Here is a 24,449-nt window from a genome sequence, read left to right as displayed (position 1 = left end):
CGGTCCGTTCTTCTGGCGGTCCGCACCGCGAAGGGCCCCGACGGGGAAGCGCCGCGCCGGGGCCCTTCAGGTGTCCCGGTCAGCTGCCGCCGAGGATCCGCAGGCCGGGCAGCAGGCCCGGGACCAGCGGGGGCACGTCCACGCCCTGCTGCGGGGTGCCGGGCACGGCGCTGGGCGTGCCGGACGGCTGCGGCACCTGTGGCGGGGCCGCGTCGGCGCTCGGCGAGGGCTTGCCGGCACCGCCGGCGAGCCCGCTGGTGAGGTCGCCGACCAGCCCGTTGACGGCGTCCGGGGCGCTGGTGGGCAGGGTGCCCAGCCCGCCGCCCTTGGCGCCGTTGCCGGTGGCGGAGCCGGCGCCTGGGTTGCCCGGGGCGTGCCCGGTGCTGCCGGGGCGGTTGACGCCGTTGCCCGTGTCGGTGCCGCCCTGGGACTGGTCGGAGCCCGGCGCGGCGCCGGCGCCGTTGGCGGGGGAGCCCGCCGGGGAGCCGCCGGTCGAGGAGGACGAGTCGTCGCCCGCTCCGTTGCCGGCCGGGCCACCGCTCTTGGCGGGTGGCTGGACCAGGCGCAGGGGCGCGACGTCCTCGCTTATGTCGTCGAAGAGCTGGTTCACCAGGTGCGCCTGCTCGGTGAGTTGGACCGGCAGCCGGCCCTGCAGCTCGCTCCAGCGGCCGTCCTCGTCGTGGGCGAATCCGGCCAGTGCGCGCATCGGGTCGAGCGAGCCGTTGCTGCGGTAGACCGAACGCAGCAGCTCACGGCCCTTGAGGGCGTCGGCGTGCATGTCGTCCAGCGCCCGGCGGACCCGGTCGACGGTGGACTGGCTGAGCGCTCCGGCCGGATCGCCGTGGCCGACCAGGGTGTTGGCCTCGCCGAGCCGGGTGGCGGCGTTGTCGAGCAGTAGCTCGCCGCGCTCGGAGTCGGAGCCGGCGAGGTCGAGCCGCAGTCCTTCGAGGCCGCGCTTCATGCCGTACAGCGTGTCGCCGGGGAGGGCGTTGGAGCTCGCGGCGGCGGCACCGGCCAGGCTGCCGACGGCGAGCCCGGCGACGAGCCCGCCGATCGCGAAGCGGCGGCTCCACCGGCCGCGCGACGCCGTCCGGGCCACCCGGTGCCGGCGCTGCCGGGGCACCGTGGCGCCCGGTCCGCCCGCGAAGGCCTGCTCGAACGCGGCCATCAGTTGGGCGCGTTGGACCGTCCGGACCTCCTGGGCCAGCGTCGGCCTGGCCACCGCTCCCAGCGCGTCGGCCAGGCCGACCAGTTCCGCCACCGCGGCCGAACCGGCTTCGGTGCCAGCGGTGTTGGCCGATTCGGCGTTGGCCGCGCGGCGTTGCTCCGCCTGGTGGGCCTCCAGCGCCTCGGCGAAGGCCTTCGCCCGCCGGTGCTCCAGCACGTTTGCCGTCACGGGCCACACCTCCCTTCGTCGTTGTCGACACCCCGGCCAGCCGGACGGTTGCCTCGGCGGGCCAAAGCCACTCCATCGGGTGACAGGTCGCAATTCGGCTTGACCGTGCGCCTGGTGGGGGCTTGCATGCTGGCCAACGAGCGGTGCGGGCAGTCGGTTACGCAACGCCGATCATCGGATCGACCGTTCACCCGGACGTGTCGATCGGGGACCTGTGGTGACGGCCGGTCGGGCCGTCGCCGGGCTATCGCCCCGTCGGTCACCGCCGCCTCACCGCGCGTCGGGCGGGAGGAGCCGGGCCAGGGTGCGGACGGCGCGGTACTGGAGGGTCTTGATCGCACCCTCGTTCTTGCCCATGATCCGCGCCGTCTCGGCCACCGAGAGGCCCTGCAGGAAGCGCAGCGTCACACACTCCTGCTGCTGCGGGTTGAGCCGGCGCACCGCGTCCAGCAGGGCGGCGTTGGAGAGCGACTCCAGCACCGACTCCTCCGGGCTGCGCTCGCACTCGTTGGAGTCGAGCATCTCGCCGGTGGTGACCTCGAGCCGGAACCGGCTGGACTTGAAGTGGTCGGCGACCAGGTTGCGGGCGATGGTGACCAGCCAGGCGCCGAAGTCCCGGCCCTGCCAGGTGAAGGTGCCGATCCGGCGCAGCGCGCGCAGGAACGTCTCGCTGGTGAGGTCCTCGGCGGTGGCCCGGCTGCCGACCCGGTAGTAGATGTAGCGGTAGACGGTGTCCGCGTAGTGGTCGTAGAGCCGGCCGAAGGCCTCGCTCTCGCCGGCCTGGGCCCGCTCGACCAGCTCCATGATCGGGTTGTGCTCGGTCTCGTAACCGGGGCTGGGAGCCGTGCGGGTGCGGCTGCGGCCGACGCCGGCGCTGCCGGTGCGGCCGCGCGAGCCGGTGCCGGTCGAGCCGGCGGCGGTGGTGCGCAGCGCCACCCCGGGGCCGTGCGGGTGGCCGAACGGCGCACCGGCGGGCACGAGTTGGGGCGAGGCGGCGAGCTGGCTGCGGAGCAGATTGCGCAGCAGGTCCAGGCCGGTGGAGATCTGCCGCTCGGCGGTCGGCCGGCCGCGCAGGCCGGTGAGGGGGCGCAGGGGCGCGGACGACGGGCGGGAGGGTGCAGGCGCGTCGTTCCGGACGGGTGGGTACACGGGACTCCCAGAGGCAGAACTGTGGACGGATCACCTCCGCCTGCGCGGAGAGCACGCCCCCTGGCGTTCGTTCGAGCGGGACGCGTGGGTGACGTGCATCCAGGAGAGAATAACGCTTTGTGCAATGACAGCTACACCGTGTGGTCGAAGTGGTCGTTTGAGATCCATTTGTTGTGCATATTCGGCTGATGCTGACCGGAGATGTCATCGTTCATCCAGCTCAACGTGATCGTTCGGGCGCTCAGGGTGACCAATTCAATGGTTCTGTGGGCGGTTTCCCAGCCTTCGGGCTCGGCAACCCCTGACTTTCCCGGTCTGGCGAACGATCAGAACCGGTCACCGGGTGGCAGGTTCGTACTGCGGCCCGGACGGCCTTGTGGGAAGCGGGAGTTCGCTCGTACGAGGGGCCAGGTCAGAGGCCTGGTTGACGTCCGGTCACCCGCCCGGGGGAGGGCCCGCGCAGGGGTGTCCGCGGCCGCGCGGAGGGGAGTTCAGCCGCGCCGGCGACGGCGCCGCAACGCCACCCCGGCCGCCGTCGCGCCGGCCAGCACCCCGACCGCGGCCGCCGCCGGCAGCCCCACCCGGGCCGCCTTGCGCCCGGTCCGGAAGTCCCGCACCCGCCAGCCCTGCGCCCGGGCGTGCCGCCGCAGCGCGCCGTCCGGGTTCACCACGTACGGGTGGCCGACCAGCGAGAGCATCGGGATGTCGTTGGCCGAGTCGCTGTAAGCGGCGCAGCGGTCGAGGTCGAGCCGCTCGTGCCGGGCCAGCGCGCGCACCGCGGCCGCCTTGGCCGGGCCGTGCAGCAGGTCGCCGACCAGCCGGCCGGTGTAGGCGCCGTCCCGGGCCTCGGCGACGGTGCCGAGTGCGCCGGTCATGCCGAGCCGCCGGGCGATGATCCGGGCCACCTCCAGCGGGGCGGCGGTGACCAGCCAGACCCGCTGGCCGGCGTCCAGGTGCATCTGGACCAGGGCGCGGGTGCCGGGCCAGATCTTGTCGGCCACGACCTGCTCGAAGATCTCCTCGCAGATCGTCTCCAGGTCGGCGGTGGGCTTGCCGGCGACGATCCCGAGGGCGGTGTTCCGGGCGTCCGAGATGTGGTCCGGGTCCTCCGTGCCGTGCAGCCGGAACAGCGCCTGCTGCCAGGCGAAGCGGGCGATGTCGCGGCGGGTGAGGAAGCCGCGGCGGTAGAGGCCGACCCCGAGGTAGAAGATCGCGGCGCCGCGCAGGATGGTGTTGTCGCAGTCGAAGAAGGCGGCGGCGCGGGGGTCGTCCGGGTCGGGGGTGTGGTTCTCGACCGGGGCCTTGGGCGCCTTCCCGGGCCGGCCCGGCGCCGGGGCGTCGGCCGCCGGGACGTCGACGGGGACGGGCGCGGGCCGGGGCTCGGCGCGAAGCGCGGCCTCGGCCGCCTCGGCGGCGGCCTCGCCGGCCTCGGCCACGGCCTCGCCCGCCGGGGCGCTCCGCTCGGTGGTGGAGCGCCTCGCCTGGGTGAGCCTTCGGAGCACGGCCATGTCACCGAGCATAGCCAGCCGGGCGGGGAGTGGCCGTGACGGAGCCGTGCCCACCCGGTGAACAGCTGCCCCGGCCCCGCCCCGGGCGCGTCCCGGAGGCGGGCGGACGGGTGGCGGACAATGGGCCGGTGAGCCCACTGCTGCGACGTAAGAGCCCCCAGCCGGCCGACCGTACCGTGACCCTGGTCGGCAAGCCCGGCTGCCACCTGTGCGACGAGGCCCGGGAGGTGATCGTCCGGGTGGCGGCGGAGCTGGGCGCGACCTTCGAGGAGAAGGACATCACCCAGGACGAGGAGCTGTACCGCCGCTACTGGGAGCAGATCCCGGTCACCCTGATCGACGGCCGCCAGCACGACTTCTGGCGGGTCGACGAACGCCGCCTGCGCACCGCCCTCGGCGCCTGATCAAGCGTCCGTCCGTACACCGCCGCCCCCGCCGACCGGCGGGGGCGGTTCGCCGAATCGTTGCCAAAGACACTCCGTTTCGGCTTGGGGCGGGGCACCGCGGTCGGCTTACGATCGAACGCGTTTGCGCCCATGGGGGGCTGAGCACACGAGGAGTGCCGCCATGCTTCCCCGCCCGACCCCAGGGATGCCCGAAGCCCCGCAGGGCGACCGGGGCTTCGCCGTGGTGGACGTGGAGGCGACCGGCCGCAGCCCGTGGCGGCACCGGGTGGTCGAGGTCGCGGTGGTGCTGCTGGACGAGCGGCTCCGCCCCGAGGGCGAGTTCGCCACCCTGCTGGACCCGCTGGGCCCGGTCGGCCCGACCCACGTGCACCGGATACGCCAGGCCGACGTCGTGGGCGCCCCGCGCTTCAGGGAGATCGCCCCGAGGCTGCTGGAGCTGCTGGCCGGCCGGGTGCTGGTCGGCCATCACGTCAGTTGCGACCACGCCTTCCTGGACCGCGAGTTCGCCCGGATCGGGGTGCCGCTGCCGCCCGTCCCGCTGCTGTGCACCATGCGACTGGCCCGTGAGCACCTGCCGCAGGCCCGCAGCCACGGCCTGGCGGCCTGCGTGGAGGCGGCCGGCCTCGGCTGGTACCCGGCGCACACCGCGCTGGGCGACGCCCGGGTGACCGCCGAGCTGTTGCTGCACTGCCTGGGCGCCCCGTCCTGCCCGCCGGACGACTGGGCCGGCCCGCTGCGCGAGGCCGCCCGGGTGCCCTGGCCGCGGCTGGGCCGGGCCCGCTCCCGGCCGTCCGGGACCGCCGTCCCGCTGCTGCGCCGGGAGGCGTCGTACGGCCCCTGGCTGCCCGGTTCCCAGGCCCCGGAAGTGGTCCTGACCAAGGCCGGTGCTATGAGCTCGACGGCGTGATGCGTGTCACTGTGCGTGGACAAAACGGACACCATCTTTGTGCACACGTTCACAAACGCATAGCCTGGCTGTCAAAGCCCAGCTTCACCCACAGGAGCACCGTGGCAATCGGCCGATCACCACAGAGCAGTTCGCAGACGCCCGACCAGGGCGCCGCGCGCCGACCCTCGCGTGCCCGGGGCATCCCGGAGGCGACCGTCGCCCGCCTGCCCCTCTACCTGCGGGCCCTCACCGCGCTCTCCGAGCGCTCGGTGCCGACCGTCTCCTCCGAGGAACTGGCCGCCGCGGCCGGCGTGAACTCGGCCAAGCTGCGCAAGGACTTCTCCTACCTCGGCTCCTACGGCACCCGCGGCGTCGGCTACGACGTCGAGTACCTCGTCTACCAGATCTCCCGCGAGCTCGGCCTGACCCAGGACTGGCCGGTCGTCATCGTCGGCATCGGGAACCTCGGGCACGCCCTCGCCAACTACGGCGGCTTCGCCTCCCGCGGATTCCGGGTCGCCGCCCTGTTGGACGCCGACCCCAACGTGGTCGGTTCCACCGCGGCCGGACTCCCGGTGCGCCACATGGACGAGCTGGAGTCGATCGTCGAGAGCCAGCACGTCTCCATCGGCGTGATCACCACCCCGCCCGGCGCCGCCCAGCAGGTCTGCGACCGGCTGGTCGAGGCCGGCGTCACCAGCATCCTCAACTTCGCCCCGACCGTGCTGACCGTCCCGGACGGCGTGGACGTGCGCAAGGTGGACCTCTCCATCGAGCTGCAGATCCTCGCCTTCCACGAGCAGCGCAAGGCCGGTGAGGAGCCGGACCGCACCGAGTCGGTGCTGGACCGCGCCCCCGGTCCGGTCCGGGCGGCGGCCGCCAAGCTGCGCCGCGCGGCCGGCGGCGGCAACGGCAAGGGCCGCTCCGGCGAGCCGGCGACCAAGGACCAGGCCGAGCAGTCGGCCAAGGGCAAGTCCGCCAAGGGCGGCGAGGGCGAGCTGTCTGCGGTGATGCCCGCATGAACACGGAGAGCTGTGGGGGGCGGGCATGAGTCTTCTCGTCGTCGGACTGAGCCACCGGACGGCACCGGTCGGCGTACTGGAGCGCGCCGCGCTGACCGGTGAGGTCCCGACCCGGCTGCTGCACGACGCGGCCGCCACCTCGACCGTCGCCGAGGCCGCGCTGCTCAACACCTGCAACCGGATCGAGCTGTACGCGGACGTGGACAAGTTCCACGCCGGCGTCGCCGAGCTGTCGCTGCTGCTGGCCCACCACAGCGGGGTGGACCTGGAGGAGCTGACCTCCCACCTGTACGTCCACTACGAGGACCGCGCCGTCCACCACCTGTTCTCGGTGGCCTGCGGCCTGGACTCGATGGTGGTCGGCGAGGGCCAGATCCTCGGCCAGCTGCGCGACGCGCTGGCCAAGGCCCAGGACGAGCACACCGCCGGGCGCGGCCTGAACGAGCTGTTCCAGCAGGCCCTGCGGGTCGGCAAGCGGGCGCACAGCGAGACCGGCATCGACAAGGCCGGCCAGTCGCTGGTCACCTTCGGCCTGGAGCAGGTCGCGGCGGGCGCGGGCGAGATCGCCGGCAAGCGCGCGCTGGTGGTCGGCGCCGGCTCGATGAGCTCGCTGGCCGCCGCCACCCTGGTCCGCTCCGGCGTCACCGACCTGCTGATCGCCAACCGGACCCCGGCCCGCGCCGAGCGCCTGGTCGAGATCCTCGGCCCGGACGTGGCCCGCACCCTCGACCTCGCGAAGGTGCCGCAGGCGCTGGCCGACGTCGACCTGGTGATCTCCTGCACCGGCGCGGCCGGCGTGGTGATCAAGGCCGAGGACGTGGCCGCCGCCGTCGCCCTCCGCACTGGTGCGCGAGCCGAAGGGCGCGCCGGTGCCGAAAGCGACGAGCGACAAGCGAGCGCAGCGAGTGCCGGAGCGAGGAGTGTCGGCGCCGGGTCTGAGCGCCCGGAGGCGAGTCGCGCGGTCACTGAACCGCTCGCCCTGCTCGACCTCGCCATGCCGCGCGACGTCGACCACGCGGTGCACGAGCTGGACGGCGCCCTGCTGGTCGACCTGGAGAGCCTCTCCCACGCGCACGCCGCCAGCCCCGGCGCCGGCGACGTCGACCAGGTCACCCGGATCGTCGCCGACGAGGTGACCGCCTTCGGCGCCGCCCAGCGGGCCGCCCGGATCGCGCCGACCGTGGTCGCGCTGCGGGCGATGGCCTCCGACGTGGTCGCCGCCGAGCTGGGCCGGCTGGACTCCCGGCTGCCCGACCTGGACGAGCGCTCCCGCGCCGAGATCACCCAGACCGTCCGTCGCGTCGTCGACAAGCTGCTGCACGCCCCGACAGTCCGGGTGAAGCAGTTGGCCGCCGAGCCCGGCGGCGCCTCCTACGCGGACGCCCTCCGCGAGCTGTTCGACCTCGACCCGGCGGCCGTGCACGCCGTGTCGGGCACGCCCGTCGGCGGCCGGCCCCAGCCCTCGGGCGGGGGCACCAGATGAACCGTCAGCCATCCCACGAGTACCACCGGGACGATCACGTCATGAATGGTCAACCGCTCACCGAGCAGGCCCCGGGAGCCCCCGCCCTGCGGCTCGGCACCCGGCGCAGCGCGCTCGCCATGGCCCAGTCGGGCATGGTCGCCCGCGAGGTGACCAGGCTCACCGGGCGCCCCGTCGAGCTGGTCGAGATCACCACCTACGGCGACACCTCCCGGGAGGCGCTCGCGCAGATCGGCGGCACCGGCGTGTTCGTCTCCGCGCTGCGGGACGCGCTGCTGGAGGGCCGGATCGATTTCGCCGTGCACTCGCTCAAGGACCTGCCCACCGCCTCCCCCGAGGGCCTGGTGCTGGCCGCCGTGCCCGAGCGCGAGGACGTTCGGGACGCCCTGGTCGCGGCCGAGGGCCTGAACCTGGACGAGCTGGTGGAGAAGCTCGCCGGCGCCGGCCGCCCGGCCCGGATCGGCACCGGCTCGCCGCGCCGGATGGCCCAGCTGAACGCCTGGGCGGTCGCCCGCGGCGCCCAGCTGGAGACCGTCGCGATCCGCGGCAACGTGGACACCCGGATCGGCTACGTGACCGGCGGTGAGCTGGACGCGGTCGTGCTGGCCACGGCCGGCCTCAACCGGCTCGGCCGCAGCGCCGAGATCTCCCAGCACCTCGACCCCGAGCTGATGATCCCGGCCCCCGGCCAGGGTGCGCTCGCGATCGAGTGCACCGCCGCCGACACCGATCTGGCCGCCGCGCTCGCCCTGCTGGACCACGCCCCCACCAGGGTCGCCGTGGCCGCCGAGCGCGCCCTGCTGGCCACCCTGGAGGCCGGCTGCTCGGCCCCGGTGGCCGCACTGGCCACCTGGGGCCGGGAGAACGAACTGCGGCTGGACGGTGTGGTCGGCAACCCCGACGGCACCGCCCTGCTGAAGATGTCCGCCAACGGTCCGATCGTCCTCGACGAGACCGCCGAGCAGCAGGCGCGGGCCCTCGGCCACGCCCTGGCCGCCCGGCTGCTCGACGCGGGCGCGGCCGCCCTGATGGGGGAGCGAGCCCGATGAGCCCCACCGCCGCCACCGACGCCCTGTTCCCGGCCGGCCAGCCGACCGGACGGTGCACCTTCCTGGGCGCGGGCCCCGGGGACCCGGGTCTGCTGACCCTGCGCGCGGTCGAGGTGCTGTCCTCGGCCGACATCCTGGTGGCCGACCCGCTGACCGCGGCGGCCGTGCGCACCCACTGTCCCGCCGGTGTGCAGGTGCACACCCCGGCCGCCGAGGGCACCGACTTCGACCTGGCCAAGCTGGTCGCCGAGGCCGTCCGCTCCGGCAAGCACGTGGTCCGTACCGTCGACGGCGACCCGGGCCTGGACGGCTGCGCCGCCGAGGAGATGCTCAGCTGCGCGGGCGACGGGATCCCCTTCGAGGTGATCCCGGGCGTCGCCCAGTCGGTCGGAGTCCCGGCCTACGCGGGTGTCCCGCTGCGCGGCGCGGCCGGCGCCGACGTCCGCTTCGTGGACGGCGCCCAGCTGCTGTCCGGCGGCCCGGTCGACCTGGGCGCGCCGGAGACCACCCTGGTGGTCCGCACCACCCTGGGCCAGCTGCCGGCCACCGCCAACGCGCTGGTCTCCAACGGCCGCAAGCCGGATTCGGCGCTGAGCGCCACGCTCTCCGGCACCACCACGCGCCAGCGCACCTTCACCTCCACGCTGTCCGCCATCGCGGCCGACCTGAAGGCCGCCCGGGTGCTGCCCTCGCCGGTCTCCGCCCCGGTGGACCCGGCGACCTCGGTAATAGCCGTGGTGGGCGAGCAGGTCGCCCACCGGGCCTCGCACTCGTGGTTCGAGACCAAGCCGCTGTTCGGCTGGAACGTCCTCGTGCCGCGCACCAAGGAGCAGGCCCACGGCCTGTCCGAGCAGTTGCGCTCGTACGGCGCGGTGCCGCAGGAGGTGCCGACCATCGCGGTCGAGCCGCCGCGCACCCCGCAGCAGATGGAGCGGGCCATCAAGGGCCTGGTCACCGGCCGCTACGAGTGGATCGCCTTCACCTCGGTGAACGCCGTCCGCGCCGTCCGGGAGAAGTTCGAGGAGTACGGCCTGGACGCCCGCGCGTTCGCCGGCATCAAGGTCGCGGCGGTCGGCGAGACCACCGCGCAGGCCCTGGTGGACTTCGGCGTGAAGCCGGACCTGGTGCCCTCCGGCGAGCAGTCCGCGGCCGGGCTGCTGGAGGACTGGCCGCCGTACGACCCGGTCTTCGACCCGATCGACCGGGTACTGCTGCCGCGCGCCGACATCGCCACCGAGACCCTGGTGGCCGGCCTGGTCGAGCTCGGCTGGGAGGTCGACGACGTGACGGCGTACCGGACGGTGCGCGCCTCGCCGCCGCCGGCCGAGACCCGCGAGGCGATCAAGGGCGGCGGCTTCGACGCGGTGCTGTTCACCTCGTCCTCGACCGTCCGGAACCTGGTCGGCATCGCCGGCAAGCCGCACAACGTCACGGTCATCGCCTGCATCGGCCCGGCCACCGCCAAGACCGCCGAGGAGCACGGCCTGCGGGTCGACGTGATGGCTCCGGCGCCGTCGGCGGGGGCGCTGGCCCAGGCGCTGGCAGACTTCGGGGCCAAGCGCCGCGACACCGCGACGGCCGCGGGCGAGCCGGTCTACCGGCCCAGCGAGCGCCGTCCGGGCTCGCGCCGCAAGGCCCGCTGAGGGTCCCAACCAGTGTGCCGGGGGCGGCGGTTCACCGCCCCCGGCACGGCACAACCGTTCGGAGAGAGAAGCCGTGTCCGCTGAATTCCCGTACGTTCGCCCCCGCCGGCTGCGCCAGAGCCCGGCGATGCGCCGCCTGGTCGCCGAGACCCGGCTGCACCCGGCGGAGCTGATCCTGCCCGCCTTCGTCAGCGAAGGCATCACCGAGCCGAAGCCGATCACCTCGATGCCCGGCGTGGTCCAGCACACCCGGGACTCCCTGCGGAAGGCCGCGGTGGAGGCCGCCGAGGCCGGTGTGGGCGGCATCATGCTGTTCGGCCTGCCCGAGGTGAAGGACGCCGTCGGTTCCGAGGGGACCAATCCGGACGGGATCCTGCAGCAGGCCATCCGTGACGTGGTCGCGGAGGTCGGCGACCAGCTGGTGGTCATGTCGGACCTCTGCCTGGACGAGTTCACCGACCACGGCCACTGCGGCGTGCTGGCCGAGGACGGCAGTGTGGACAACGACGCGACCCTGGCGCGCTACGCCGAGATGGCCGTGGTCCAGGCCGAGGCCGGTGTCCACATGGTCGGCCCGTCCGGCATGATGGACGGTCAGATCGCCGTCATCCGCAGGGCGTTGGACGATGCCGGTCACCAGGACGTCAGCGTCCTCGCCTACACCGCCAAGTACGCCTCCGCGCTGTACGGCCCGTTCCGTGAGGCCGTCAACTCCTCGCTCAAGGGTGACCGCAAGACCTACCAGCAGGACCCGGCCAACGCCCGCGAGGCCCTGCGCGAGCTGGAGCTGGACCTCGCCGAGGGTGCGGACCTGGTGATGGTCAAGCCGGCCATGCTGTACCTGGACGTCCTGCGGCAGGTCGCCGACGTCTCGCCGGTGCCGGTGGCCGCGTACCAGATCTCCGGCGAGTACTCGATGGTGGAGGCCGCTGCCGCCAACGGCTGGATCGAGCGGGAGCGCACCATCCTGGAGACGCTCACCTCGATCCGCCGGGCCGGCGCCGAGCAGATCCTGACGTACTGGGCGGTCGAGGCCGCCGCGATGCTCAAGTAGTAGGGGCGCAGACGGAAGGCCGGGCCGTTCCCCGTGGGGAGCGACCCGGCCTTCCGGCGTACTACTTCCAGCCGTTGATGTGCGCGAAGCCCTTGCCGCCGCCGGCCAGGTCGGTGGCGGTGGCCGCGCCGCCGCCCTTGCCGCCGGCGATGACGTCGGAGGTGTGGGCGACGCCCCAGCCCCCGCCGGCCACGAACGGCTCGTCGGCCGAGGCGACGATGCCCCCGCCGCCCTCGAGGCCGACGTGCGCGAACGCCGGGGTGGCGGCACCGGCGAGCGCCAGCGCGGCGGTGGCGGTCAGGGCGGCCTTGGCCAGCTTGCTCTTCATGGATCTGCCCTCTCTGTGGGAGCGCCCCCGCGGGCGCTCTGCCTCTGACTCGTGATCACATCCCGCCCGTCCGGCCCGGCGCCCCACGCGCCGGGCCGGACGGACGCTCACCCGGCCGAGCCGTCGGCCCGGTCGGATTCCTCGTCCCGCAAGCCCGGAGGGCCCGGGGAGACCTTCCTCCCCGGACCCTCCGTCCGTGCCATGCCCCTTGATCAGCCGATCAGGTGCGAGACACCCGCGTCGCCCGAGGACTGGGTGTTCTGGCCGACGTTGCAGATCTGCTTCGGGGTGCTGTTCAGGATCGGCACCTCGATCGGCACCGCGGCGCCGGCGGCGGTGAGCGCGATGTTGTGGATCTCCGGCAGGCAGATGTTCGGGTTGTCCAGGGTGTGGAAGTTCGGGCTGCCGTTGCCGTGGGTGCCGGTCTGGTTGGTGCCGCCGTTGCCCTGGACCGTGGTGGCGGCGCCGTCAGAGTCGGCGATGGCGGAGGCCGAGCCGGCGGACATCGCGAGGGCGGCGGCAGCCAGTCCGGCGGCGGCGAGGGACTTCTTGATCATTTCTGGTTTTCCTCTCAAAGGTGAACCGGGGAGCGATTCGAGGGTGGTTCGGGGGTGGTTCGGGGGAGAGTCGCGAGGGGGACCGGTCAGCCGACCAGGTGGGACACGCCCGCGTCGCCGTGGCTCTGGGTGCCCTGGCCCTGGGTGCAGTACTGCCTGCCACCGCTGTTGGCGATCGGGACCTCGACCGGGATGGCCAGACCGACCCCGCTCACGGCGATGTTGTGGATCTCGGGGAGGCAGACGTTCGCGTTGTCCAGGAAATGGAAGTTCGGGCTGTTGTTCCCGACCGTCCCGGTGAAGTTGGTGCCGCCGTTGCCCTCGATCGAGGCGGCGGCACCGTCCGCGTCACCGATGGCGGCGGCCGGCGCGGCGGCGGCGGCCAGCGCGGCGACGGCCAGGCCGGCGGCGGCGAAGGACTTCTGGATCATGGGGAGATCCCTCTCTGAAATGCTTTCGGTTTCCGTGCGGTACAACGCGTAGAACGCTCAGACCCGATCTGCAGTCACTGACGTCCAGATCAAAGAATGACGGCACGGAAGGTTACGGGGATTTTTGAAAAGATTCCGGGAGGCGCGTCGAAGGGGGGGTTTCGGTCGGATTATTAGGCCGAACCGGTTAATGCCCGCAATCCGAACTCGCGGCCATTCGTTGAGGCAGATTGCTTTCCGGCTGCGGCCCCGCAGCCCTCCCTCATAGATCTCCAGTACGCCTTCAGTACGGACAGGCAGAACGGTGAAAAGCATGAAGTTCTCCAAGCGGGCCGGCGCGATGCTGCTGGCGGTCGGTGCGGGCGTGCTCGCCTCCCAGGGAGCGGCCTGCGCCGCCCCGGTAAGCCCCGACCAGCTCGGAGCCCTGGAGGACAAGCTGGCCACCCAGCAGGTGCCGGCGGACGTACCGCTCGCCCCGCTGGGCAGCCACGTCCACTCCGACATCCCGACCTCGCTGCTCATGCCGCCGGTGTCCGGCCGGACCACCGACAACGGGCTGCTCCCGGACCACCTGGTGCCCCAGCTGGCCACCGGCAAGGTCGGCCCGAGCGCCAAGGCCCAGCTGCCGCTGCCGCTGGTCGACCAGGGTGCCGACCTCGGTGAGGTGCTGCTGGAGGCCCCGGCCGCCCCGTTGAACGCCAAGACCCCCGGCCTGGACGTCGGCAAGCCGCTGGCGCTGGTCCACGACGGCACCGGCCAGCTGGCGGACGGCCGGCTCAAGGTGGACGAAGTGGACCCGCGCCTGGTGCCCGGCGCCGTGCAGACCGTGCCCGGGGCCACGGCCAGCCTCGGCGGCGATCGGAGCCGGCTCTCCGTCACCGATGAGGTCAACGACCTGGCCGACACCACCACCGCGACGGCCACCGGCGTCCTGCAGCGGACGGACCTGGCCGACACCACCACCGCGACCGCCACCGGCGTGGTCCAGCAGAGCGGGCTGGCCGGTCTGACCAAGCTCTGAGTCGACGCGCCCCGGGCGCGGTGGAGCCCGGCACCCCTGATGCGAGGAGGGGTGCCGGGCTCCGTCGCGCCCGGCCTCAGCCCGGCAGGGTGCCGGTCAGTCCGCCGACCAGCGGAAGGTCCTTGACGCCCCCGCCCGCGCTCAGCGGGCCGGTCAGCGTGCCGGTGCCCACCGGGGCCAGGCCCTGGTCCGGCTGGACGGTCGCGCCGTTGTTGAGCACGTCGGCCGAGGAGTTGGCCCACGGGTCCAGACGCAGGCTCTTGATCGGCGCGACGCCGTAGCCGAGGCCGGCCGTTGTCCCGTTCAGCGCCTGCCCGACGTCGGTCTTGGCCAGCGAGGCCGGGCCGGCCGCGGGCGCTTGCCCGGACGGGGTGGCGGCCTGGGCCGAACCGGCGCCGAGCAGCACCACGGCACCCACGGCGGCGGCCAGGCCCGCCCCGCTCTTCATCGAAACCATGCGGTTCACCCTTCGGTGGATCGGGTTTTCCCAGGCGGCCCGCCCGGGAATGCCGAACTGCCCCCCGGCCGGCTGGTCGGGGGGCAGTTCGGCCGGAACACGTGCCGATCGGGGATCAGCAGTCGTCCTCGTGCTTCGGGTGCACCTCCACGTTGGCGCAGCTGTTGCCGAAGGCCGGGTTCAGCAGGCCTCCGGCGCCGAGGGTGTTGCCGCACAGGTTGATCGGGATGTCCAGCGGCACCTGGAGCTGGTTGCCGGAGACGAAACCGGGGGAGCCGGCGGCCACGCCCTGGGCGCCCGAGTTGGCGGCGGCGGAACCCGCCGCGCCCAGCACCAGGCCGGCAGCGGCGGCGGAGAGGACAGCGACCTTCTTCACGTTCTGCATGGGGGTTGATCTCCTCGATCACACACGGGTGGAGCGTGCCGTGCCGCGGGGCGCGGCACGGCTCGGTGAATCAGCTGTCGCCGGTGCGGCGACCGCCGGTTCAGCCGATGTTGGCGCACTTGTTGCCGAAGGCCGGGTTCAGGATGCCGGTGGCGCCGAGGGTGTTGCCGCACAGGTTGAGCGGGATGTGGATCGGCACCTGGATCTGGTTGCCGGAAAGCACACCGGGGGAGCCGGCGGCCACGCCCTCGGCACCCGAGCTGGCGAACGCGCCACCGGCGGCACCGAGCACCAGGCCGGTGGTGGCCAGCGACAGGGCGGCGGCCTTCTTGAGGTTGCGCATGATTTTCCTCCGAGTTTCTGCCCGACGAAACGGAAATTTCGGGAGCCGGGCGAGCAGGAATGCCGGCCCGATGGCTTCAGGGATTGCCGTGATTGTCACTCCGGCGGCGCACATCGGCGTGTTCCGCCCATGGCTCGGGCGTCGACGCAGCCACCGCGTTGTTCCAGCGCCAGGCGAACAATTCCCGCACGGCCGGGAACGGTTCGGGTAAAGGCGCGACCAGGAATTCCCGGTCAGGCGTTCAGGCAGTGTCGCCGAACGCCGGGTTCTGGGGGGCCCGCCACGCCGACCGACTTGCCGGTGGCCTCGGTGCCGACGAGACCGTGGGCGAGCTGCGCATGGGCGGTACTCGATTCATGAGTAGGGCCGGTTGGACCGTCTTCGCCAGGGAGAACGAGGCGGTGCGCGGGGGGAAACGGCTCGACCCGTCGATCACCCGAATGCCGGTCAGCGGCCCCATTGCTCCAGGCGGGTGACTGTGCGCGCACCGTCGCAACCGGTCCGGACGGGTGTCGTTCTAGATGTCGCACTCCCCGTGCATCTCTGTTGAACAGTCAGGAGGCTCGCATGAGCATCAAGAAGACCGCCGCCGTCGGCGCGGCCGTGGTGGGCATCGTGGCCGTCGGCGCCGGCACCGCCGTGGCCAGCTCTGGCGCCGAGGGCGTCGCCGCCGGTTCCCCCGGTGTCATCTCGGGCAACCAGATCCAGGTCCCGGTGCACATCCCGATCAACCTGTGCGGCAACACCGTCGACGCCGCCGGCCTGCTGAACCCGGCGTTCGGCAACCACTGCGCCAACGTGGGCTGATTCCACCCCCGGTTCGGCCGGTGAGAGCCGCCGTTCCGCGCTTCCCTCCTGGGGCGCGGAACGGCGGCTCTTTTCGTGCGCCCGCCGCTGCCGCCGCGTCAATGCGCGGTCGTGTCACAAGCCTTGTTGCACTACTTGTCAGTACCTAGAATGTGAGACCTGCTCACCTTTCCTGCTCCTCTCTTGCTCCGCGCCGCTCGGCGCCCCCGGCCGGGCGGCTCCCCCCACCCCCCTCGCAAGGAGTCGCGTGTGATCAGGTTCCGCATCCCAGCGGGGCGGCGAACGCGAACGGGCGCATCCCGGTCCGCGGCGCTGCTCGCCACCGGCGTCCTCGTCGCCGCCCTAGGCCTGGCCGGCGCCCCCGCCGCCCTCGCCGACACCGCCCCGACCCCGGCGCCCGACGCCACCCGCCCGGCCGCGATCGTCGCCCTCGGCGACAGCGCCATCTCCGGGGAGGGCGCCGGCACCGACACCAACGACGGTTACTTCCCGGAGACCGACAGCCCCACCAACTACTGCCACCGCCATCCCAAGTCGGAGATCTTCACCACCGACATCCCCGGGGTCACCCCGATCGACCTCGCCTGCTCCGGCGCCCAGACCGGCGACCTGGTGAGCGACCCCGAGCTGGCCAAGATCACCGGATCGGGCAGCGGTGACTACGGCGAGCCCAAGCAGGACGTCAAACTCGCGGACGTGGCGGGCAAGTACGACGTCAAGCTGGTCGTCGTCACGATCGGCGCCAACGACGACTTCGACTTCAGCGGCATCATGATGCACTGCCTCGCGCAGTACTTCCCGATCCCCAAGGACCAGGGCTGCCGGGACACCATCGGCAGCGACGAGATCCGCCAGCGCGCCAAGCGGGTCCAGCCCAAGGTCGTGGCCGCGCTGCAGAACATCCGGCAGACCATGCGCAAGGCCGGGTACGCCGACTCCTCGTACCAGCTGGTCTACCAGTCGTACTTCAACCCGATCACCCCGGACATCCGGCGCAACGACTACCTGGGCAAGATCGCCGACGGCTGCCCGGCCTTCCCGGAGGACCTCGCCTGGGGCCACAACTGGGTCGTGCCGACGTTCAGCGACGCGCTCCGCGGGGCGGCCGAACAGGTGCCCGGCGTGCGGTACTTGGACCAGCGGCGGGTCGCCTTCGGACACGAGGTGTGCGCGGAGTGGACCAGTTCGCCGTACGAGTACAGCAACGGGGACGTCATCAACCTCTCCGAGTGGGCGCGCAACGGCTGCGACTCGCAGATCGGCATCCCCGGACTGTGCATGAACATGGTCCGCCAGTCGTACCACCTGCGGGTGGCCGGCTACCGCGGTGAGGGCGTCTGCCTCGGCCAGTTCTTCGCCAAGCCCGACCAGCCGGAGGCGTACTGCACCCTCAACCAGCAGAACACCACGTCCATTCAGCCGCTCACCCCCGGCAAGCCCTTCGGCGACGTCCCCGAGGACGGCTCCTGGTACCAGCTCACCAACGCGGCCACCGGCAACGCCCTCGACCTCACCGGCGGCGGTACGTACGGCGACTCCACCAACGGCCGGGCCGCCATCAGCTACCCGGCCGGCGGCTCGCTGAACCAGTCCTTCGTCCTGGAGGCCAAGGCCGGCGGCAGCTACGAGCTGGACTTCAGCGGCAACCGCGGCATGTGCCTGGACGCCAACGCCGCCGCCACCGCCGTCGGCACCCGGATCCAGCAGTGGGGCTGCAACGGGGGAGCCAACCAGCACTGGATCTTCAAGCCGGCCGGCAACGGCAACTACGAGATCGCCGACTCCGCCGACCCCACCAAGGTCCTCGCCGCCGGCGCCGACCTCGACGCCAAGGGCAACCCCTACGTCGAACTCGCCCAGGACACCGGAGCCCCGGCCCAGCTCTGGCAGCTCACCAAGCTCGGCATCGTCTACCTGCACAGCTGACGCGGGCCCGGGAGTGCCTCAGGCCGTCGCCGCCCCCAGCCGGGCGGCGACGGCCGCGCTCATCGGGTACGGCCCCTCGACCGGCAGCAGCGCCGGATCGCGCTCCCGCCGCATCCGGTCGGCCAGCGCGGTGACGTCCGTGATCCGTCGGATCCACTCGTCCGCGTAGCGCCGCACCGCCTCGCCGCGCAGCCCGACCTGGATCGCACGCCACTCCAGCGCCCCCAGGTTCGGGCCGCGCTCCGGGTCCCACTGCACCCGCACCGGGCTCTGCCGCAGCTCCCGCTTCCACTCCGCCTGCGAGGTGTGCACCCGACCGGAGTAGGCGCTCAGCACCGCCCGTTCCAGCGCCCAGTCGAAGCCCTCCCGGCTGATCTCCACCGCCAGCACCCGCTCCTGGCCCGCACTTCGGGCCCAGTCGCTGCGGTACATCATCCAGAGGAACGAGGGCTTGATCCAGGTCATCCGGTCGCGCTTGAACGCCTCCGGGAACCGCCCCTCGGCCGCCGCCGGTTCGGCGATGTGCGGCGGGAAGGCTTGGTAGACGGTGATCGTGTCGGCGGTGTGGAGGGCCCGGATCTGGTGCTTCGGCGGCTGGGACGGCATGGGCGGAATCGTCGCGGGCGCCGCGCTCCGGGCGCCAGGGGTTTTCCGGGCGGCGGGGGAGGGCGGCGGGGGAGGGTGGAGCCGGTGGGGGCGTGCCGTAGGCTCACGGGAAAATCGTTGCGCCGGAGCCGCGCGCACCTTGAGCGGGGCGGGGAGTACCCAGACCAGATGAGCACGGCATCGAGCACCGAGTCGTCCAGTACCGAGCCCGAGTCGCCGGTGGCGCCGGCCGAGGAGCGGTCCGAGGAGCGGGCGGGCCGGGTGCCCGGTCGGTTCGGCGCGCTGGTGGACCGCTTCGCGCCCGCGCTGAGCGCGTACGCGGTGGTCAAGGCGATCGGCCTGACCGTCTTCCTGGTGCTGCTGGAGCACACCGGGGACTACCTGAAGAAGCAGGTCGGCCGCGGCGGCGGCGCCCACGCGTGGGACGTGCTGGGCACCTGGGACGGCGTCTGGTACCAGCGGATCGCCGAGAACGGCTACGACCCGCAGCTGATCCCGCTGCACGGCTGGCCGCTGGCCACCTACTACGAGAACTCGGCCGCCTTCTTCCCGCTCTACCCCTGGCTGATGCGGCTGGTGGGCGCGGTCACCGGGCTCGGCCCGTACGGCTCCGGGATCGTGGTCTCGGTGGTCGCCTCACTGGTCGCCGCGGCCGGGATCTTCGCGATCGCCGAGCGGCTCGGCGGCTTCCGGGCGGGCGTGATCGCCGCGGTGATCTGGGGCCTGTTCCCGGGCTCGGGCGTGGAGTGGGCGATCTACTCGGACTCGCTGTTCGTGGCGCTGTCCGCCTGGGCCTGCTACTGCGTGATGACCCGCCGCTGGCTGGCCGCCGGCCTGCTCGCACTGGTGGCGGGCCTGAACCGGCCGACCGCCGCGGCGCTGATCGCGGCGGTGTCGATCGCCGCGCTGGTCGCGCTGATCCGCCGTACCGACGGGGTGGCCCGCCCGCTGACCGCGATGCTGATCACCCCGTGGGGCCTGATCGGCTACGTGGCCTGGGTCGGCTGGCGGATGGGCGACTGGGGCGGCTACTTCAAGCTCCAGCGCGGCGCCTGGAACCGCTACTTCGACTTCGGCTCCTCCACCCTCCGCACGATCATGGACGTGATCACCGGCCACTGGGACTTCTGGCAGTCCAACCCCGTCCCGGACCTGATCGCGATCGCCCTGCTGATCGCCCTGCCCGGCCTGCTGGTGTTGCTCTGGCGGGTCCGCCCGCCGCTGGTCCTGTGGGTGTACACCGCGCTGACCATCTTCACCGCGCTGAGCAGCAACCAGATCTTCGGCAACATCTCCCGCTACCTGCTGCCCGCCTTCCCGCTGTTCATCGGCCTGGCGGTGGCGCTGCGCCGGGTGCGGACCTCCTCGCTGATCGGCCTGTTCGCGATGCCGGCCATCGCGGCGGGCTGGTACGCGGGGTATGCGCTGTTCGAGTTGGGTATCCCGTAACCAGGGTGTTGGTTGGCAACGGGATCATCCGGCAGCAGACGGGCCGTTGCTAACCTCGGACGTATGACGACGATCCCGCCCGTGCGCCAGATTCGCGACATCTCCGGCCTGATGGACCACGCGAGCCACGTGCTGGCGACCCGGATGGCGGCCGCCTTCACCGAGCTCGGCATCACCCCCCGCGCGTACTGCGTGCTGTTCCACGCGCAGGAGGCCGAGCGCACCCAGATCCAGCTGGCCGAGCTCTCGGACCTGGACAAGACCACCATGGTGGTCACCGTCGACGAGCTGGAGAAGGCGGGCCTGGCCGAGCGCCGCCCGTCCGCCACCGACCGCCGGGCCCGGATCATCTCGGTCACCGAGGAGGGCGCCCGCGCCGTGGTGAAGGGCACCGAGATCGCCGACCGGGTGCACCGCGAACTCCTGGAGTCGCTGCCGCAGCCCGAACAGGACGCCTTCGTCTCCGCCCTCACCCGCCTGGTGGACGGGCACCTCGCGGAGCCGGTCGAGAGCGACCGCACCGTCCGCCGCGCCCGCCGCCCCAGGGGCTGACGCGGCGGCGGATCCACGCCCGCACGGCTAGGCACCGGTGTAGATGAACCGGACGTACCGGCGGCGGGTCACCGCGCGGCGGTGCTCCTCGGCCGCTTGGCGGGCGGCCGTGAGGCGGTGCTGGTTGATGAGCCCGGACCGGAGGGCGGCAGCCTCCCGGTCGAGATCCAGCCGCGCTCGTTTCAGCTCCTCGGCCCGCTTCTGGTGCTCCAGGAGCAGACTCTGCCGTTCGCCGGCGATCTTCCTGGCCGCTTCGTCCTTCAGCCGTTGGGTCGCGCTGGTCAGATCGTGGAGAGCCTTGGTGATCCTTCCGCGCTCGATCGCGTAGCGGGCGGCGATCTCGCCGCGACGCTGCTGGTCGAGAGCCGTCGGGGCCTGGCCGAGGGCTGCGGCCTCGCAACGCCCGCGCCAGGCTTCGAGGGTCTGTGCCTTCTGGGGGCCGATGCCGCGAACCTTCACACGTTGTCCGTTCGGGCGGACGATGTAGGCGGTGATCGACCCGTAACTGCCGGTGGAGACGAGCTTGATTTCGGTGAAGTCGGCGGCGGTCGCGATTCCGTACGCCGCGAGCTCCCCCACCGTCTTGGGGCCGAACTGGTGCAGCTGTGCCGCGCTGATCCTCTTCTTGCGCAGGCGCTCGTGCACCACCTGCGCGCGCAGGGCATTCAGCGCCCGTTGAACCTCGGCCTGTTCCGCGCCCGAGAGCTGTGCCGACTGCTGCTCAAGCGTCCTGCGCCGCCCTGCCGCGTCGGCTTCGAAACCGGCGTGCTGCTGTTGGAGCGTCTTGTCCAGGCGCTGCTGTCCGGCCTGGCGCGCGGCCGGGAGCGCCGCCTCGTCCCGGTCGAGGTCGGTCCGACTCTGGTCGATGCGGGCCAGGATCCCCGTCTGGTGCTCCGCTTCTGCTTCCAGCTGGTCGAGCGCCCGGCGCAGCTCTACGGCTGCACGGAACTCCGGGCGGGCGCGGCGGGCCTGTCGGACGAACAGGGCGGACACCAGGGCGCAGACGATGCCGACCGGAAACAGGGCCGGGGTGAGGAACAACACCGCCGGGGCGATGATGGCGAGCGGCAGGAGCACGGACGCCAGGACGTCCATGCGGCGGTGCCGGGCGAAGCCCGTTGCCGTGACCGGCCCCTGCGGGCCGCCCGGCGCGGTCTGCGCCGGGGCGGGCGGTGGGGTCGTGGTTGCGGCCGCAGGCGCGACATGGCCTTCCATCCACTGCGGCAGGAGACCCCTGGGGGAGGGCACCTGAGGTGGAGGGCCGACGGCGCTCGCGGGCTGGGCCAGGGCGCTGAGGTTCGGTAGCGTCGCGAGCGGCCGGCCGACCAGGTCCTGGACGCGTTCGGCGAGTTCGCGGACGGAACGGTCGCCGTGGTGGACCAGAGCCGGGAAGCGGCTGGAGGCGGCCGGGTTCTTGAAGTCGTCCTCGGACAGCAGCAGGTACTCGCCGCCGTCCTCGTGGAGTTGGTGCCAGAGGGCGGGCTCTACGGACAGTGCGATCAGCGACAGGTAGATCACCCACGCGGAGAAGCGGTCCATGCCGGGCCCGAAGTCACCGGCCGAGCGATTGGGGGGCTGGTAGTTGCGGTGACCGTTCTCGGTGCCCGGAAGGCCCCCGAGGGTCGGGACGAACATGCCGTCGTAGTCGACCAGCCGAAAGGTGCCGTCCTTGGCGACGAGGAGGTTGCCGTGCTGGAGGTCCCCGTGGGCGATCCCAGCGGCGGCGAGATCGGCGACCAGGTCGGCGAACCTGGCCGCGAGCGCGCCCACGGCCGACCGGTCGGCGAAATGGGTTTCGAGCCAGGCGGAGAGAGTGATGCCCTCCACCCACTGCATCTTGAGGATGGGATACCGCTCGTTGTTGACCAGGATGCCGTCGGGCAGGTACTCGAACCCCATCTTCCACGGCTGGGACAGCGAGGCGTCGGCGATCCGGCCGAGCTCGTTGCTGATCGCGTGGAAACGGCTCTCCTGGTCACCGACCTCACGGGTGAAGCACTTCAGCGCGTACCGGTGGCCGATCGCCGAGGTGACGGAGAAGACGCTCGCGAAGTTCCCGGAATTGGCCCGAGGCAGGCCGAGCTTGGTCAGCGCAGGCGTCGAGCCTGCCAGCTCGGGATCCCGGAAGCACAGACGGGGGTTCTGCAGTGCGGTCGCGTAGTCGCCACCGGTGGGAAACGTCCGCGTCGGTCCGGTGGCATGAGATCTCGCCACGCTCAACTCACCCTCTACGCCACGTCGATGTGGATCAGGGCGACGTCATCGTTGTGGAGTCGCCCGGCCATCCGCAACGAGGTGACCCATTCCTCGAAACCCTTGAGATCGTTCGGTCGGGTGCGGTCGGTCAACTCGGCTAGCTCTGCGCTGAGTTCTTCACCCAGGCCGAGGATCCAGGCCGCCATGGCATCCGTCGCCAGGAAGAGGTCGTCGCCCTCCTGGAGGGTGCCCGTGGCGAACCGCGTTCGAGCGGTGATCAGTTCGGAGTCACGGTTCCGGCTGCCGAACAGGTTGGGCGTGGTGCCGAAGTCCTGCTGGTCGGTGAGCGGGAAGCTGGTGAGCAGTTGCCCGTCCCTGATCTGGATGAGGCAGCTGTCGCCCAGTGCGGCGGCCTGCCAGCGGTACCCGTCGTCGGCCGCGCGCTCCACCTGGACGGCCAGGAGAGTGGCGAAGGCGCCCCGCTCGAACTTGGGCTCCTCATACCACTGCACGGGTCTGCCGTCCCGGGCGCGACCCGCGACGTACTCCTCCAGGTAGGAGTCCCAGCCGCGTACCAGGTCCGCGGCAAGGGCGGCGAACGTCTCCCGGGATCCGGCCAGGACGGACGGGTCGATGCGGGCCCGGTCGACGAGCTCCCGGACCAGCGTCTTCGACCAGTCCTTTGCCAGTGCGCTCTCTGATGCGCCGTCTGACACCGCGGCGATCAGCCGGTCGCCGGCCACCGCCTCCTCGGCGGCCGTGGCCGGCCAGACCGCGAGCGCGTCTTCGCACTCGTCTTCGCTGTTGCCCAGCTTGGGTGTCCGCAGGCTCGTGACGAAGATCGGCCGATGCGTCACCGGAGCTCGGTCGCCCGGGTGCCGATGTCGAGGAACTGGACGACGGAGGTGATGTCCGCGTTGTAGACGAAGCCCCGGGTCGACTCGCTGACCTGGTAGCCCTGGGACGCCGCGTACGACCGCATGTGGCTGGGGAGCACGCTGGACATCGTGAACAGGAGTCGGGAGTGCTGGTCGGGAAGGGCGGCGTCGGTGTCCGGGAAGGTGACGGGCTGTCCACCCGCGCCTGAGACGTGGAGGTTGAAGAGGAGCGCGGCGCCGTCCGCGGTGGCCTGTGAGGCGATGCCGATCGCTGTCGAGGTGGGGTCCCCGTCGGTGGACTCCCCGTCGGAGAGGTTGAGCACGATCGGGGGGAAGCTGCCCGGGTGCTCCTCCACCCATCGGGCGACCAGCTGGTCGGCGTACTGCAGCGCCCGGTTCATCGGCGTTCCGCCGTTGGCGACGGGAGCCATCCATACGGGGAACTTGGTTTCGGTCTCCACCAGCCCGCCGGCGCCGTCCGGCACCTTCCTGGTGCGCGACTCGACGCGGAACGGATTGTCCGCGACCTGGCTCAGTGGCACCAGATCCCGGCCGGACAGATCGCCGTTGAAGGCGGAACCCACAGACGTGTGCCCGTATCCGATGACCGCGACATGGAAGTAGTCGCGAACCCCCTCCTCCTTGGCGCACTTGATGGAGAGCTCGGTGAGCAGGCGGTTGATGGCGTCCGACACCACCTCGGCCTTGCTCTTGGGCACCTCGCCGCCGATCGGATCGCTCATGGAAGCGGACTGGTCCACCAGGAAGATGATGGCCGTGGGATTGGTGCGGCTGATCTCGGCCGTGTACGACATGCGACTGCTCCAGGGCGTGGAGGGGCGGTCAGACGGGTGGGGGAAGTGCGTCGAACGTTCGTCGTCGGACCAGAGGGTATCGAAGCGCGTCACATGTC

25 protein-coding genes are annotated in these 24,449 nt (G+C 72.3%); 12 read left to right on the top strand and 13 right to left on the bottom strand.

All coding sequences use genetic code 11. From position 1 onward, the window contains the following. Positions 1-79 precede the first annotated feature (79 nt). From ACFQ87_RS01165 to ACFQ87_RS01155, 3 genes are all read right to left on the bottom strand, one after another. Positions 80-1,396 carry a DUF5667 domain-containing protein gene (locus tag ACFQ87_RS01165; protein ID WP_380608429.1) on the bottom strand — a complete coding sequence of 439 codons (1,317 nt, stop codon included), beginning with the start codon at positions 1,394-1,396 and terminating at the stop codon, positions 80-82. A 270-nt stretch (positions 1,397-1,666) separates the two neighbouring features. Next, positions 1,667-2,488 carry an ECF subfamily RNA polymerase sigma factor, BldN family gene (locus ACFQ87_RS01160; protein WP_380608724.1) on the bottom strand — a complete coding sequence of 274 codons (822 nt, stop codon included), beginning with the start codon at positions 2,486-2,488 and terminating at the stop codon, positions 1,667-1,669. A gap of 548 nt (positions 2,489-3,036) precedes the next feature. After that, a complete protein-coding gene (locus ACFQ87_RS01155) occupies positions 3,037-4,053 on the bottom strand; it encodes an HAD family hydrolase (RefSeq protein ID WP_380608428.1) in 1,017 nt (338 codons plus the stop codon). Positions 4,054-4,181: 128 nt separating this feature from the next. On the opposite strand from ACFQ87_RS01155, the gene ACFQ87_RS01150 reads away from it, so the two are divergent. The 7 genes from ACFQ87_RS01150 (at position 4,182) to hemB (ending at position 11,600) form a co-directional block, all read left to right on the top strand. Next, the gene (locus tag ACFQ87_RS01150) at positions 4,182-4,457 is read left to right on the top strand and encodes a glutaredoxin family protein (protein ID WP_380608426.1); all 276 of its coding nucleotides are present in this window, start codon (positions 4,182-4,184) and stop codon (positions 4,455-4,457) included. A 163-nt stretch (positions 4,458-4,620) separates the two neighbouring features. Next, positions 4,621-5,367 (top strand): exonuclease domain-containing protein, encoded by a 747-nt coding sequence (locus ACFQ87_RS01145; RefSeq protein ID WP_380608425.1) that lies wholly within the window; start codon positions 4,621-4,623, stop codon positions 5,365-5,367. A 101-nt stretch (positions 5,368-5,468) separates the two neighbouring features. After that, positions 5,469-6,371, top strand: a complete 903-nt coding sequence (locus tag ACFQ87_RS01140) for a redox-sensing transcriptional repressor Rex (protein WP_380608424.1) — start codon at positions 5,469-5,471, stop codon at positions 6,369-6,371. Positions 6,372-6,396: 25 nt separating this feature from the next. Continuing rightward, positions 6,397-7,854, top strand: coding sequence for a glutamyl-tRNA reductase (locus tag ACFQ87_RS01135; RefSeq protein WP_380608423.1), 1,458 nt, complete (start codon positions 6,397-6,399; stop codon positions 7,852-7,854). A gap of 41 nt (positions 7,855-7,895) precedes the next feature. Then, a complete protein-coding gene (hemC, locus tag ACFQ87_RS01130; RefSeq protein ID WP_380608422.1) occupies positions 7,896-8,903 on the top strand; it encodes a hydroxymethylbilane synthase in 1,008 nt (335 codons plus the stop codon). Then, a complete protein-coding gene (locus ACFQ87_RS01125; protein ID WP_380608421.1) occupies positions 8,900-10,546 on the top strand; it encodes a uroporphyrinogen-III synthase in 1,647 nt (548 codons plus the stop codon). The genes hemC and ACFQ87_RS01125 overlap by 4 nt, the downstream gene beginning before the upstream one ends. Before the next feature lie 73 nt (positions 10,547-10,619). Further along, positions 10,620-11,600, top strand: a complete 981-nt coding sequence (gene hemB / locus ACFQ87_RS01120) for a porphobilinogen synthase (protein ID WP_380608420.1) — start codon at positions 10,620-10,622, stop codon at positions 11,598-11,600. Between the two features lie 61 nt (positions 11,601-11,661). Here hemB and ACFQ87_RS01115 read toward each other — a convergent pair whose 3' ends face one another. The 3 genes from ACFQ87_RS01115 to ACFQ87_RS01105 all read right to left on the bottom strand — a co-directional run bounded on the left by ACFQ87_RS01115 (position 11,662) and on the right by ACFQ87_RS01105 (position 12,916). Beyond that, positions 11,662-11,928 (bottom strand): hypothetical protein, encoded by a 267-nt coding sequence (locus ACFQ87_RS01115; RefSeq protein WP_380608418.1) that lies wholly within the window; start codon positions 11,926-11,928, stop codon positions 11,662-11,664. Positions 11,929-12,140: 212 nt separating this feature from the next. Continuing rightward, the gene (locus ACFQ87_RS01110) at positions 12,141-12,485 is read right to left on the bottom strand and encodes a rodlet layer protein (RefSeq protein WP_380608417.1); all 345 of its coding nucleotides are present in this window, start codon (positions 12,483-12,485) and stop codon (positions 12,141-12,143) included. A gap of 86 nt (positions 12,486-12,571) precedes the next feature. After that, positions 12,572-12,916: a rodlet layer protein gene (locus ACFQ87_RS01105; protein WP_380608416.1), complete on the bottom strand. Its 345-nt coding sequence runs from the start codon at positions 12,914-12,916 to the stop codon at positions 12,572-12,574. Positions 12,917-13,229: 313 nt separating this feature from the next. Between ACFQ87_RS01105 and ACFQ87_RS01100 the strand changes: the two genes are divergently transcribed. After that, the gene (locus ACFQ87_RS01100) at positions 13,230-13,937 is read left to right on the top strand and encodes a hypothetical protein (protein ID WP_380608415.1); all 708 of its coding nucleotides are present in this window, start codon (positions 13,230-13,232) and stop codon (positions 13,935-13,937) included. Positions 13,938-14,013: 76 nt separating this feature from the next. Here ACFQ87_RS01100 and ACFQ87_RS01095 read toward each other — a convergent pair whose 3' ends face one another. The 3 genes from ACFQ87_RS01095 to ACFQ87_RS01085 all read right to left on the bottom strand — a co-directional run bounded on the left by ACFQ87_RS01095 (position 14,014) and on the right by ACFQ87_RS01085 (position 15,122). Next, positions 14,014-14,394, bottom strand: a complete 381-nt coding sequence (locus ACFQ87_RS01095; protein ID WP_380608414.1) for a hypothetical protein — start codon at positions 14,392-14,394, stop codon at positions 14,014-14,016. A gap of 115 nt (positions 14,395-14,509) precedes the next feature. Further along, positions 14,510-14,779, bottom strand: coding sequence for a chaplin (locus tag ACFQ87_RS01090; protein WP_380608413.1), 270 nt, complete (start codon positions 14,777-14,779; stop codon positions 14,510-14,512). A 100-nt stretch (positions 14,780-14,879) separates the two neighbouring features. Continuing rightward, complete coding sequence (locus tag ACFQ87_RS01085) at positions 14,880-15,122, bottom strand: chaplin (protein WP_380608412.1); 243 nt, start codon at positions 15,120-15,122, stop codon at positions 14,880-14,882. A gap of 567 nt (positions 15,123-15,689) precedes the next feature. Here ACFQ87_RS01085 and ACFQ87_RS01080 point away from each other — a divergent pair. Then, positions 15,690-15,929: a chaplin gene (locus ACFQ87_RS01080; RefSeq protein ID WP_380608411.1), complete on the top strand. Its 240-nt coding sequence runs from the start codon at positions 15,690-15,692 to the stop codon at positions 15,927-15,929. Between the two features lie 249 nt (positions 15,930-16,178). Beyond that, positions 16,179-17,855, top strand: a complete 1,677-nt coding sequence (locus tag ACFQ87_RS01075; protein WP_380608410.1) for an RICIN domain-containing protein — start codon at positions 16,179-16,181, stop codon at positions 17,853-17,855. A gap of 18 nt (positions 17,856-17,873) precedes the next feature. Here the strand turns inward: ACFQ87_RS01075 and ACFQ87_RS01070 are convergent, their stop codons facing one another. Continuing rightward, positions 17,874-18,461 carry a DUF4291 domain-containing protein gene (locus ACFQ87_RS01070; protein ID WP_380608409.1) on the bottom strand — a complete coding sequence of 196 codons (588 nt, stop codon included), beginning with the start codon at positions 18,459-18,461 and terminating at the stop codon, positions 17,874-17,876. Between the two features lie 168 nt (positions 18,462-18,629). On the opposite strand from ACFQ87_RS01070, the gene ACFQ87_RS01065 reads away from it, so the two are divergent. Beyond that, positions 18,630-19,910: a glycosyltransferase family 39 protein gene (locus ACFQ87_RS01065; protein ID WP_380608408.1), complete on the top strand. Its 1,281-nt coding sequence runs from the start codon at positions 18,630-18,632 to the stop codon at positions 19,908-19,910. Between the two features lie 63 nt (positions 19,911-19,973). After that, the gene (locus ACFQ87_RS01060) at positions 19,974-20,462 is read left to right on the top strand and encodes a MarR family winged helix-turn-helix transcriptional regulator (RefSeq protein ID WP_380608406.1); all 489 of its coding nucleotides are present in this window, start codon (positions 19,974-19,976) and stop codon (positions 20,460-20,462) included. A 27-nt stretch (positions 20,463-20,489) separates the two neighbouring features. Here ACFQ87_RS01060 and ACFQ87_RS01055 read toward each other — a convergent pair whose 3' ends face one another. From ACFQ87_RS01055 to ACFQ87_RS01045, 3 genes are read right to left on the bottom strand one after another with little or no spacing between them, the layout of a single operon-like run. Next, the gene (locus tag ACFQ87_RS01055) at positions 20,490-22,676 is read right to left on the bottom strand and encodes a hypothetical protein (RefSeq protein ID WP_380608405.1); all 2,187 of its coding nucleotides are present in this window, start codon (positions 22,674-22,676) and stop codon (positions 20,490-20,492) included. A 14-nt stretch (positions 22,677-22,690) separates the two neighbouring features. Next, positions 22,691-23,515 carry a protein phosphatase 2C domain-containing protein gene (locus ACFQ87_RS01050; RefSeq protein WP_380608404.1) on the bottom strand — a complete coding sequence of 275 codons (825 nt, stop codon included), beginning with the start codon at positions 23,513-23,515 and terminating at the stop codon, positions 22,691-22,693. Beyond that, on the bottom strand, positions 23,512-24,351 hold the full coding sequence (locus ACFQ87_RS01045; RefSeq protein WP_380608403.1) for a vWA domain-containing protein: 840 nt from the start codon (positions 24,349-24,351) through the stop codon (positions 23,512-23,514). Before ACFQ87_RS01045 ends, ACFQ87_RS01050 begins: the two co-directional genes overlap by 4 nt. Positions 24,352-24,449: the final 98 nt, after the last annotated feature.

The organism is Kitasatospora sp. NPDC056531 (genome assembly GCF_042794375.1).
Taxonomy (GTDB): domain Bacteria; phylum Actinomycetota; class Actinomycetes; order Streptomycetales; family Streptomycetaceae; genus Kitasatospora.
The sequence above is the reverse complement of the archived record's forward strand: the minus strand, read 5'-3'. Positions and strand labels throughout refer to the sequence as shown.

Coding starts and splice junctions, on each gene's coding strand:
- ACFQ87_RS01155 (WP_380608428.1), bottom strand. CDS start 4,053: ATGGCCGTGCTCCGAAGGCTCACCCAGGCGAGGCGCTCCACCACCGAG.
- ACFQ87_RS01145 (WP_380608425.1), top strand. CDS start 4,621: ATGCTTCCCCGCCCGACCCCAGGGATGCCCGAAGCCCCGCAGGGCGAC.
- ACFQ87_RS01135 (WP_380608423.1), top strand. CDS start 6,397: ATGAGTCTTCTCGTCGTCGGACTGAGCCACCGGACGGCACCGGTCGGC.
- hemC (WP_380608422.1), top strand. CDS start 7,896: ATGAATGGTCAACCGCTCACCGAGCAGGCCCCGGGAGCCCCCGCCCTG.
- ACFQ87_RS01125 (WP_380608421.1), top strand. CDS start 8,900: ATGAGCCCCACCGCCGCCACCGACGCCCTGTTCCCGGCCGGCCAGCCG.
- ACFQ87_RS01115 (WP_380608418.1), bottom strand. CDS start 11,928: ATGAAGAGCAAGCTGGCCAAGGCCGCCCTGACCGCCACCGCCGCGCTG.
- ACFQ87_RS01110 (WP_380608417.1), bottom strand. CDS start 12,485: ATGATCAAGAAGTCCCTCGCCGCCGCCGGACTGGCTGCCGCCGCCCTC.
- ACFQ87_RS01105 (WP_380608416.1), bottom strand. CDS start 12,916: ATGATCCAGAAGTCCTTCGCCGCCGCCGGCCTGGCCGTCGCCGCGCTG.
- ACFQ87_RS01100 (WP_380608415.1), top strand. CDS start 13,230: ATGAAGTTCTCCAAGCGGGCCGGCGCGATGCTGCTGGCGGTCGGTGCG.
- ACFQ87_RS01095 (WP_380608414.1), bottom strand. CDS start 14,394: ATGGTTTCGATGAAGAGCGGGGCGGGCCTGGCCGCCGCCGTGGGTGCC.
- ACFQ87_RS01090 (WP_380608413.1), bottom strand. CDS start 14,779: ATGCAGAACGTGAAGAAGGTCGCTGTCCTCTCCGCCGCCGCTGCCGGC.
- ACFQ87_RS01085 (WP_380608412.1), bottom strand. CDS start 15,122: ATGCGCAACCTCAAGAAGGCCGCCGCCCTGTCGCTGGCCACCACCGGC.
- ACFQ87_RS01080 (WP_380608411.1), top strand. CDS start 15,690: ATGAGCATCAAGAAGACCGCCGCCGTCGGCGCGGCCGTGGTGGGCATC.
- ACFQ87_RS01070 (WP_380608409.1), bottom strand. CDS start 18,461: ATGCCGTCCCAGCCGCCGAAGCACCAGATCCGGGCCCTCCACACCGCC.
- ACFQ87_RS01065 (WP_380608408.1), top strand. CDS start 18,630: ATGAGCACGGCATCGAGCACCGAGTCGTCCAGTACCGAGCCCGAGTCG.
- ACFQ87_RS01060 (WP_380608406.1), top strand. CDS start 19,974: ATGACGACGATCCCGCCCGTGCGCCAGATTCGCGACATCTCCGGCCTG.
- ACFQ87_RS01045 (WP_380608403.1), bottom strand. CDS start 24,351: ATGTCGTACACGGCCGAGATCAGCCGCACCAATCCCACGGCCATCATC.